Origin of the sequence: Bradyrhizobium sp. (genome assembly GCF_049512235.1) — a bacterium.
Lineage (GTDB): Bacteria > Pseudomonadota > Alphaproteobacteria > Rhizobiales > Xanthobacteraceae > Bradyrhizobium.
Genome location: NZ_JBEKXH010000224.1, coordinates 1 through 10,461 on the forward strand (window position 1 = coordinate 1; position 10,461 = coordinate 10,461).

Genomic DNA, 10,461 nt, shown 5'->3' on the forward strand with positions numbered 1-10,461 from the left:
GTACTGCCTTGCATTGCGTGAATGATTTTCGCGCAGTGCAGCAGCATAGCGATTCCCGGCATATATCTTCGATAGACAATGTCGGCCAATTTCATAGAAAAAAAATATCCAAGCGGGCGTCAGACATTCGTTTCAGGGATAACATGGCGCGATGTTTCTCGCGAACCGTCTGAAATGTAGCGGAAAGGACACATTGCGGAACAAACTATTGCGGTGTGACGCACATATTTGCCGAAACGCGACTTTTTTCGCCGTTAATTTCAGCAAAACGGCGGGCAATTGACCTTTGTCTGAGCAAAGAGCTCGAACGAGCTCACGCCAGATATTTTATTTTAATGAAACGGCCCGCTAACCCGCATCGATTTTTTGCGGTCCCCCAACGAAAGATAATTCCGAAGGTTAACGGAATCGTGAGCGCCTGAGGGCCTGGGGGCTTCTGTGGCATCAGCTTGGGGCAACACTATGACAACAGCTTGGGGCAACAAAATTATGAAGAAACTTCTTTTGGCCGGCATCTCCTTGGCCGCGATCGCATCGAGCGGTGCCGCGCGGGCTGGCGATGACGCGGCGAAAGGCAAATGTCCCTATGGCGGCGATCCCTACAAGAATTATTTCTGCCTCGACGCTTATCTCGGCGACGACTTCATCGGCCGCTTGACCAATTACTACAGGCTGGAGTGGGGACATGAGGCCGCTCCTTCCGACCCCAAGGCGCCGCCATCACGCCGCCCTGAGACCGAGGTTCCGCCGACGCCGCAGAGCACTCCGCCGATGCCGTTCACGGAATGGCCCTATGGCGGCACCACCAACCTTGGCGTGACGCGGCCGAACTCGATCGACAGCCCGCTGATGGCTGCGCTCGGGAATACCGCTCCCGGCCAGTGGCTGAACGACGCGCATATCCAGATTTACGGCTGGATTGATCCGGGCGGCAATCTCTCAACCAACACTCAGCGCGGCGGCAACGCGCCGGCCGCCTATAGCTACAATCCGAACACGGTGCAGCTCGATCAGGCGGTGATCTATATCGAGCGCTTGCCCGATACGGTTCAGAGGGATCACGTCGACTGGGGCTTCCGGCTCGCGCCGATCTACGGCGAGAACTATCGCTACACCACGGCCTACGGGCTCTGGAGCAACCAGCTTCTGAACAGGAACGCGAACAACGGCTACGACATGCCGATGGCCTATGGCGAGGTGTTTATTCCTTGGCTGTTCCAAGGAATCAACGTCCGGGTCGGACGTTTCATTTCAATTCCGGACATCGAGGCCCAACTGGCGCCGAACAATTACATGTACTCGCACTCGATGACCTACACCTTCGACAACTATACCAACACCGGTATTCAAACGACCACGGCGCTGACCAAGAACTGGATCGTCCAGTTGGGCTTCACGGTCGGAACCGAGGCGATGCCCTGGCATGCCGGCGCGATGATCCCCAATCCAGACCCGAACCCGCTCTATCCCGGAGCCACCATGCCGAAAGATCCGGGCGCGGTCCCGAGCGTTACCGCCGGTGTGCGCTACACCAGCGACGACGGCAAATTTGACGTCAATCTCGTCGCCGACGGCATCAACGGCGGCCAGTGGGGTTACAACAACCTGCAATGGCTTGGCGGCACGCTTTATTACAAGTTCAACGACCAGTGGCACATCTCGATCGAATCCTACGATTTGCACCAGAACAGCGTGCCCAATTTGCTCAATCCGGCCGTCGTCGGACCGAACGGTTTTTGGACTAATGGAGGCACGCCGTTTTCGCCGCAATTTATGCCGAACAACGCGCCCGGCCTCGCAATTTGTCAGAACGCCGTTGTGCTGTCCTGCACGGCGGAGTTCGAGACCATCCTGATGTATCTGAACTACAAGCCTGCTCCGCTCGACAACATCTCCTATCGTGCGGAATTTGTTGACGACAAGGAGGGGCAGCGCACCGGCACCAAGTCGCGTTATATCGAGACCGGTATCGGCTGGCAGCACTGGTTCTCGCCCCAGATCGAGATCCGTCCCGAGGTTTCGTACTACAAGGCGATGGATGGATTCGCGTTCAACGGCAATGCGAACCTGGGCATTCCGAACACCAGAAAATACGCCATCATCGGTGCGTCGGACATCATCATTCATTTCTGATGCGGAAAGGTCGCGGGCGGCTCAAGTCGTCAGACGTTCGTCAGAACAATTTCGATAGGGGATAACAATGAAGCGAACTCTTTTCACCACCGTCTCGTTGGGTGTGCTGGGCCTTATGTCGCCTGCCTTGGGTGCCGATCTTCCGCCTTACGGCAAGGCTCCGGCGGTCGTGTCGCCGCTGTACGACTGGTCCGGCTTCTATGTCGGCGTGTTCGGCGGCGGCGGCTTTGGCAACCACAATGTCAACAATGGAACGCCCAATGGTTTCGCAAGTTACATTTTCACGTATGACGCGACCGGGGCCGTCGCTGGCGGCGAGATCGGCTACAACTTCCAGAGCGGCAGCTACGTCGTCGGCGTCGAGGCCACTGGCTTCTGGTCGGACATCAAAGGCGATGATGCGAGCCAGCAGCTCGGTCTGATCGACGCCGACAACCTTCGCGACGTCGTCACCTTGGTTGGCCGAGGCGGTATTACCGTCGACCGCTTGATGTTGTTCTTCACCGGCGGCTGGGCCTATGGCGACATCCTTCACACCAATACCAACCCGGGAAATATCCCCGCCGTCGACCAGTTCTCGACTACCAGGAGCGGCCTGACCGCCGGCGGCGGAATCGCCTACGCGATCACCGACAACCTGATCGGCAAGTTCGAATATCGTTACTTCGATTTTGGCTCCTATAGCCGCCCGGGATTGGCGGGTGGTGTCACCGTGAACGGATTGGCGCCCTATACCGTCAACACCACCTATTCGGTGGTGACGCTCGGTCTGGATTACAAATTCGGGGGACCTGTCGTTGCGAAGTACTGAGGTCTGGCCTGAGTTGGTCTGCGCTCTCGGCGAATCAGGCTTGCTCTCTAGAGGATGGGTTTCGATGATCGCGTCGGGGTTGGGACGAAAAATTGCGATTGCGCTGGCTATCGCGGCGCTCTCTGTCGCGGTTGCGGGGTGCGCCAGCCATGTCGGCGTGCCGACAACCGAGAAGTCCGGCAGCAGCAAGCTTCGCTATTATGGGGGACCGAAATCTCCGATGTGGTCGAGCCAGTAGATGCGCGCGGATTTAGTTGGAGGGGAAGCCGAAATGAGCTAGTAACTGGTCTCGCCAGAGCCGGTTCGGCCTGAAGGCATGCGCTATTTCGGCGGTCCGAAATCGCCGACGTGGCGGGAAGTAAGGTAGGGGCGCCCCTCGCCACCTGATTTGGCCAAGACAAGAAAACGCTGACATGTTGGGTCGGCGGATGTAGACCGCTGTCGCCTACCGTATTTTGCGGATGTGGCCGAACACGGCATTTGCCTGGCGAATTACCCAGTCTTTGGTGAGTTGCGGGTGAGCATCGTGAGCGCCGCAAAGCGCGCGCGCAAGAGATCGGGAGGATGGCTCGTAAGGTAGGTGTAAGCACGGTGGCCTAAGGTCGATTCGGCTGGCGATAAGGTCGGTGGGAGTGGTCAAAACGTGAATTTCTTCAAAGGCCTGTCGAGGTTTTCTCGATTTTTGGTTGTGGCCTTGCTTGTGGTCGGCGGAGCCGCGCTGTTATGGAGCCGGGGCTCGATTGGATTTGCCGATGGTCAATCAGGGCGCAAAGAGCTGAGCGCGTCTGCGGCGGATCAGTCCGGCCCCGGCAAAACGCCGGATGAACAGTCTGTCGATTTATCGGAAAAGCAGGCAAGCTCGCTCAAGATCGGGCCGGTCGATTCGCGGGAGTTTGCGGTTTTAAAGACCGCCGTTGGCACCATCGACTTCAACGAAAACATGCTGGTCCAGGTGTTTTCCCAGTATCCGGGAAAGATCCTGAAGGCGTTCTATAATCTCGGCGATGAGGTCAAGCGGGACGACGTCCTGTTTACGATCGACAGCCCCGATCTGTTGCAGGCCGAATCGAACCTTCTCGCCAGCGCCGGGGTTCTAGAACTGCAGAAGCGAACGCTTGCGCGCGTAACGATGCTCTTGAAGGCCGGCGGTAGCGCCCAGAAAGACGTCGACCAGTCAACGTCCGACCAGCAAACCGCGGAAGGCAACTTCAAAGCTGCAAAGGACGCGGTTCGTATTTTCGGCAAGACGGACGCGGAGATCGACCAGATCCTGGCCGAGCGTAAGGTCGATTCCACTCTGTTGGTTCCCAGTCCGATTTCCGGCAGGGTCGTCTCACGCAACGCAGCGCCGGGATTTCTGACCCAGCCCGGCAGCCCGCCTCCGCCATTCCAGGTCGCGGATTTGTCGACGATGTGGATGCTGGCGAATGTCATCGAGACCGATGCGCCGGCCTACAAGCTCGGTCAGGAAGTCGAAGTCAGGGTGCCTGCCTATCCTGACGCCACCTTCAAAGGGCACGTTACCAACGTCGGATCGATGATCGATCCGAATTCGCATCGACAACTCGTTCGCTCTGAAATCGATGATCCCCAGCATCTGCTGCGATCGGGAATGTTTGCGAGTTTTTTGATTCGGGTCGGAGAGCCCATACGCTCGCTTGCGGTGCCGGCCAACGGGGTCGTCCGGGAAGGCGACGGCACCATGACCGTCTGGGTCACCAGCGATCGCCGCCATTTCGTGAAACGGACTGTCAAGATCGGCCTGCAGCAGGATGACTGGGATCAAATCCTTGACGGATTGCAGCCCGGTGAAACCGTCGTCACCGACGGCGCAGTTTTCCTCAGCAACGTCCTTCTCTTGGGGACGGCGGGTTAAGCCGCGCCGCAGCCGTAGGTCCAAAAAGCGCTCTGTGGGGTCTTGTGATCAAGTCTATTCTTGTGTTCGGTCTGACGCGCAGCGCGATCATCGTGCTAGGACTTGTGGTGTTCTGCGCCGCGGGACTTATCGCGTTCTCGCGGCTCAACATCGAAGCGTACCCCAATCCGGCGCCGGTCATTCTCGAGATCACCGCGCAGGCGGCGGGTCTGTCGGCCGAGGAAATGGAGAAATACTACACGATTCCGATGGAAGTGGGTTTGTACCCCACGCCGGGGGTTATCAATATCCGCTCGACATCGTTCTACGGTTTGTCGTTCGTGCGCGTTACCTTCAAGTACGGGGTTGATTTTTATTTTGCGCTGACCCAGGCGTCCATCAGCCTGCAACAGAACGTCAATCTGCCGGGCAATCAGGTGGCCCAGATTCAGCAGTCCAGCCTGGTCGGCGAAATCTACCGCTATCAGCTCGTTGGTCCACCGCATTTCGGGCTGACCAATCTGCGGACGTTGCAGGACTATGTCGTCACCCGGCGTCTTCTCACCATACCCGGGGTAGTTCAGATCAACAGCTGGGGAGGCACGACGAAGCAGTTCAACGTTGACGTCGACCTCGGCAAGCTTGAAGCCTACAACATTTCGATCCCGCAAATAATCACGGCGCTGGGTAACGCCAATATTAACGTCGGCGGCCGCGAGATCACGATCGGGCAGCAGTCCGTCAATATTCGCGGTGTCGGATTGGTCGATAGCGGCGGTGCCGACGATGTCACCAAGGGCTACAAGGTCCAGGACATCGAGAATATTGTCTTGACCCAGACAAATGGCCTTCCGATCCAGGTCAAGAACGTCGCGAACGTTTCTGTAGGCTATGTGCCGCGGCTTGGCATCGGTGGCAGGGATCACGAAGATGATATTGCCGCCGCCATTGTGGTGATGGGAAGGACCCAGCATACCAACGATATCATTCCGCGCGTTCAAGCCGAAGTTGCCAAGCTGAATACCGATGGCAGCCTGCCGCATGGCGTCAAAATCGTTTCGTATTACGATCGCAGCTCGCTGGTCGGGGTGACCACGCATACGGTCCTGCATAATCTGATCTTCGGCTGTCTGCTGGTCTTCTTCATTCAATGGATATTTCTGGGCGATCTCCGGAGTGCCATCATCGTCAGTGCCAATATTCCTTTCGCATTGTTCTTTGCCATCATCATCCTGGTTCTGCAGGGCGAGGACGCCAACCTGCTGTCGCTCGGCGCGGTCGATTTCGGTATCATTGTCGATTCCGCCGTCATCATGATGGAGAACATCTATCGCAACTTTCAGTCCAGCAGCGACCACAGGCAAGTCCTTCTGCAGCATCTCAGCGAAGGCTATTGGGGTCCCGATCCGACCTCGGCGCATCACCAAACCACAACGGTCCACCGATGGCCCGAGCGGTTGCGCGTGATCTTCGTCAGTGCGCTGCAGGTCGACAAGGCGGTGTTTTTCACGGCGGCGATTACGGTCACGGCGTTCGTGCCGCTGTTCACGATGCAGGGCGTCGAAGGCCAGATCTTTGGGCCGATGGCCCGCACTTATGGCTACGCGCTCGCTGGCGCTCTGCTTGCCACCTTCACGGTGACGCCGGTCCTGGCAGCACTCCTGCTGCCTAGGCACATCGAGGAAACTGAAACGATCATCGTGCGCGCCCTGCGCAAAAGCTACACCCCGGTGCTTCGCTGGGCGCTCGGCAATCTCACGGTTGCCGTCATTGTGGGATGTGTCTTCCTTGGTTTGAGCGTGGCGGCCGCCTCGCGGCTCGGCAGCGAATTCCTGCCCGCACTGGAGGAAGGCAACTTCTGGATCAGGGCGGCGATGCCCTCGACGATGTCGCTCGATTCAGGAACCGGCGCGACCCGCAAGATGCGCGAGATCCTGCTGCGGCATCCGGAGGTGCTCACGGTCGTATCGCAGCATGGCCGGCCGGACAATGGCAGCGATGCCTCGCCTTTTTCCAACGTCGAGCTGTTTGCGCCGCTTAAGCCTTTCGATGAGTGGCCTGCGGACCTCACCAAGGAAAAACTGACGGACGAATTGCAGCGGGAATTCAGCGAGGAATTGCCCGGCATCGGATTCAACTTCTCACAATACATCCAGGACAATGTCGAGGAGGCGCTGTCGGGCGTGAAGGGCGCCAACTCGGTCAAGATCGTCGGGCCGAACCTTCAGATCCTGGAATCGCTTGCGAGCCAGGTCATGGCCGAGATGGCCAAGGTCCGGGGCGTCGCCGACCTCGGTATATTTCACCTGCTGGGACAGCCTAACCTCAACATCAAGATCGATCGCGAAAGGGCGGCGCGCTACGGTCTCAATACCGGTGACGTCAATACCGTGGTGCAGGCGGCGCTGGGGGGGACCATCGCCACAACTGTTTTAGAGGGCGACAGGCAGTTCAGTCTCGCCGTCAGGCTCGATCCCAAATATCGCAGCAGCATTGACGCCATCCGCACCGTCAAAGTCGCCTATCAAACACCGACCGGCAGCAACGGCTACGTTCCACTCAGCGAGCTTGCGGACATTACGCTCGACACCGGAGCGTCGTTCATCTATCGCGAGCGCAGCCAGCGCTACATTCCGATCAAGTTCAGCGTCCGCGGCCGCGATCTCGGTAGCACGGTTGAGGAAGCTCAGGAGCGTGTTGCAAAAGCCATCAAGCTTCCGAACGGGTACCAGATCCTCTGGGCCGGTGAGTTCGATGACCTTCAGAATGCGAAGAAACGCCTGGTCATCGTGGTGCCGATCACGCTGCTCTTGATCCTCGTGCTGCTGTACGGCCTGTTCAACTCGCTGCGGGACAGTCTGTTGGCCGTCGCCGGCATTCCGTTCGCGATCGGCGGCGGCCTGATCGCGCTGTATTTCGCCGGCCTTGATTTCAGCGTGTCCGCCGCGATCGGGTTTATCTCGCTGTTTGGCGTCGCCGTGATGGATGGCATTCTCAACATCACCTATTTCCGCGAACTCAGGGCACAGGGAATGGACATTGCGGAGGCAGTCTTCCATGGTGCGGAACAGCGAATGCGGCCGATGTTGATGACCGCGCTTTCCGCTGGCGTCGGCCTGTTTCCGGCGGCAATCTCTCACGGCATCGGAAGTCAGGTCCAGCGTCCTCTGGCAACGGTCGTGGTGGGAGGCATGTTCATTGGACCGCTGTTGCTGCTTGTCGTTGCGCCCGCGCTGCGCAAGATATTCCTCTCGAGAGATCAGACGACTGCGGACGACAGCGAAGACACCGAGACGGCCGGGAGCAGTCTGGAGACTTGATTGGGACGGCGATGTCGGGGGCCAGCGGATTCGGTCAAATGTTGGGGCTAGGGCGGATTGACCCTCGATGGCCGCTCGTCCTGGCAGGCCGAGTGACGTCCGCCCACATCCGTCGGGCGATCGTCGCGACCGCGGCGTCGATCTTGTCCGCGGTCATTTCAGGCTGCGCGGTGGGGCCGGATTTCGCGCCCGCGCCGGTGCCCGACGTCAACGGCTACCTCCCGGGAAAGCTCGCATCGCCAAACGCCGGGGCAGGCACGGCGGGGGTTGCCGCTCAGCACTTCCTCACTGGCGCGGACGTTTCCGCCCGCTGGTGGTCCGCGTTCAAATCCAGGCCTCTTAACGCGCTCGTCAGGCGGTCGGTCGACCATAATCCGAACCTGCAGGCGGCCGAAGCGGCGATCAGGCTGGCCCAGCACAATGCGCAGGCGCAGCGCGGATTGTTCTATCCGCAAGTGACGGGCAACGCGACGTCGGCTGATTTCCTGGTTGCCAATCCCGGCCAAGTGCCGCCTATTCCGACCGAGGGATCGCAGTCCCAATTTACACTCGTCACCAATCAGCTGACGGTGTCGTTCGTGCCGGACATCTGGGGCGGCAATTTTCGGGCGGTCGAGAGCCTTGATGCGGTGACCGAACAGCAACTCTTTCAACTCGAGGCGGCTTATCTCGCGCTCACCAGCAACGTCGTGACCGCGGCTATTCAGGAGGCTTCGCTGCGGGGCCAGATCGCGGCGACCCGGCGCATTATCGGGATTGAACGTAACCTTCTGGATATACTGAAGCGTCAGTTCAATCTCGGCCAGGCGGCGCAGGCCGATGTGCTCGCGCAGGACGCGGCTGTGGCGCAGGCCGAGGAGCTGCTGCCGCCGCTTGAAAGGCAACTGGCGCAGCAACGCGATCTGCTGACAGCCCTTGCCGGAGAATTGTCAGCCAACGAGATCGAACAGAAATTCGATCTCGCGCATCTTAAGTTGCCCACGAATCTGCCCGTCAGTCTGCCGAGCAAGCTCGTCGATCAGCGGCCCGACGTTCGGGCGGCAGAAGCCAACATGCATGCGGCAAGTGCCCTGATCGGGGTGGCCATCGCAGCCCGGCTGCCAAATATCCTGCTCTCGGCCAACGGCGGATCAACGGCTTACAATTGGGCCCAGAGCTTTGCGCCCGGAACCGGATTTTATACCTTGGCAGCGAGCACGACCGCGCCGATCTTCGATGGTTTCACGCTCTATCACAAGCAGAAGGCGGCTGAAGCCGCGCTCGATCAGGCCGAGGCCCAGTATCGCGCCACCGTGATTGCCGCCTTCCAGAACGTTGCGGATGCCCTGCGGGCCCTGCAATCGGACGCGGGTGCCTTAAAGGCAGCGCAACGCGCGGAAGATACCGCAAAGGCCAGCCTCGACATCGTCGAGAAGCAACTGAACGCCGGACAGGTCAATCAACTGGCCGTGCTCAATGCGCAGCAGACCTACCTGACGGCAGCGGTGGTGCGCGTGCAGACGGAGGCCAATCGTCTGTCGGATACCGCGGCGCTGTTCATGGCATTGGGTGGCGGGTGGCCATCCGCATGCACCACCCCGGACTGGCGGCAATGCGCGATGGGGGAGAATTCAGCCTCAACGCCTGCGCCAATACCAGAATAGATTGCAGCATCAAACCCAAATTCACCAAACGACGAAGGTGCAGAGCAATGACAGCGGCAGAAGAGCTAGACCCATGTAGAGCCAGGTGCGGTATGCACCGGGATCCTTGGGCAGAATGAAAAGATTGATGACGAACCACGCACAAACGGCAAAGCCCAAGGCCACCCGAATGAGATCGCCGGGTGTCTCGAAGACAGATCTGATCGTTTCAATTTGCGGACTGGCGACGCGCGCGGTCAATACCGTCATGACAATCAGGAAAAGCGAGCGAACGACCATCCCCCCGAACCAGATGGGAGCGGGCACCTTGGGTTCAGACCGCTTGGGTTGTTTCGTGTTGTCTGCCTGCATATTCAAGTCGGCGAGCATCGCACACTCCTGCATCAGCCCGCTCAAAAATATCGCCCTCTGCGGGTGCCAGCGCAAGGATTCTCTATATTTTCTTTATACGGGAAAAATGGCAGTAGTGCTTACCTACTAGCGGGAGTGGCAGTATGCCAATCTGAACCGCGCAAACCCGTCCGGAAAAGATAGATATCAGATTCAGAAACATATGTCAAAGAAGCCCATCTGGACGCAGCAGTTCTCAATACGAATGAATCGCAATTGCAACTGGGGTGCTTGCTGAGGCTCGGGCGGCGGCGAGGATGCGGCGTTTTGACTCGGCGGACAGAATGGGGATTCGCAAACGGGCGTGAA

The 10,461-nt window shown here is 58.8% G+C and carries 7 protein-coding genes; 6 read left to right on the top strand and 1 reads right to left on the bottom strand.

The window, feature by feature from the left end:
* Positions 1-489: 489 nt before the first annotated feature.
* The 6 genes from ABSG20_RS20160 to ABSG20_RS20185 all read left to right on the top strand — a co-directional run bounded on the left by ABSG20_RS20160 (position 490) and on the right by ABSG20_RS20185 (position 9,762).
* Positions 490-2,133: an outer membrane beta-barrel protein gene (locus ABSG20_RS20160; protein ID WP_423866274.1), complete on the top strand. Its 1,644-nt coding sequence runs from the start codon at positions 490-492 to the stop codon at positions 2,131-2,133.
* Positions 2,134-2,200: 67 nt separating this feature from the next.
* Positions 2,201-2,944 carry an outer membrane protein gene (locus ABSG20_RS20165; protein WP_423866275.1) on the top strand — a complete coding sequence of 248 codons (744 nt, stop codon included), beginning with the start codon at positions 2,201-2,203 and terminating at the stop codon, positions 2,942-2,944.
* A gap of 64 nt (positions 2,945-3,008) precedes the next feature.
* The gene (locus ABSG20_RS20170) at positions 3,009-3,182 is read left to right on the top strand and encodes a hypothetical protein (RefSeq protein WP_423866276.1); all 174 of its coding nucleotides are present in this window, start codon (positions 3,009-3,011) and stop codon (positions 3,180-3,182) included.
* Positions 3,183-3,587: 405 nt separating this feature from the next.
* Complete coding sequence (locus tag ABSG20_RS20175; protein ID WP_423866277.1) at positions 3,588-4,820, top strand: efflux RND transporter periplasmic adaptor subunit; 1,233 nt, start codon at positions 3,588-3,590, stop codon at positions 4,818-4,820.
* A 44-nt stretch (positions 4,821-4,864) separates the two neighbouring features.
* Entirely contained in the window at positions 4,865-8,119 is a 3,255-nt protein-coding gene (locus tag ABSG20_RS20180) for an efflux RND transporter permease subunit (protein WP_423866278.1), read from the top strand.
* 38 nt (positions 8,120-8,157) lie between these two features.
* A complete protein-coding gene (locus ABSG20_RS20185) occupies positions 8,158-9,762 on the top strand; it encodes an efflux transporter outer membrane subunit (protein ID WP_423866279.1) in 1,605 nt (534 codons plus the stop codon).
* A gap of 21 nt (positions 9,763-9,783) precedes the next feature.
* On the opposite strand, the gene ABSG20_RS20190 is transcribed toward ABSG20_RS20185, so the two are convergent.
* Positions 9,784-10,131 carry a hypothetical protein gene (locus ABSG20_RS20190; protein WP_423866280.1) on the bottom strand — a complete coding sequence of 116 codons (348 nt, stop codon included), beginning with the start codon at positions 10,129-10,131 and terminating at the stop codon, positions 9,784-9,786.
* Positions 10,132-10,461: the final 330 nt, after the last annotated feature.

Bases quoted from the DNA above. Each gene is read 5' to 3' on its own strand.
- ABSG20_RS20170 (WP_423866276.1), top strand. From the start codon at position 3,009: ATGATCGCGTCGGGGTTGGGACGAAAAATTGCGATTGCGCTGGCTATC.
- ABSG20_RS20190 (WP_423866280.1), bottom strand. From the start codon at position 10,131: ATGCTCGCCGACTTGAATATGCAGGCAGACAACACGAAACAACCCAAG.
- ABSG20_RS20160 (WP_423866274.1), top strand. From the start codon at position 490: ATGAAGAAACTTCTTTTGGCCGGCATCTCCTTGGCCGCGATCGCATCG.
- ABSG20_RS20185 (WP_423866279.1), top strand. From the start codon at position 8,158: ATGTTGGGGCTAGGGCGGATTGACCCTCGATGGCCGCTCGTCCTGGCA.
- ABSG20_RS20165 (WP_423866275.1), top strand. From the start codon at position 2,201: ATGAAGCGAACTCTTTTCACCACCGTCTCGTTGGGTGTGCTGGGCCTT.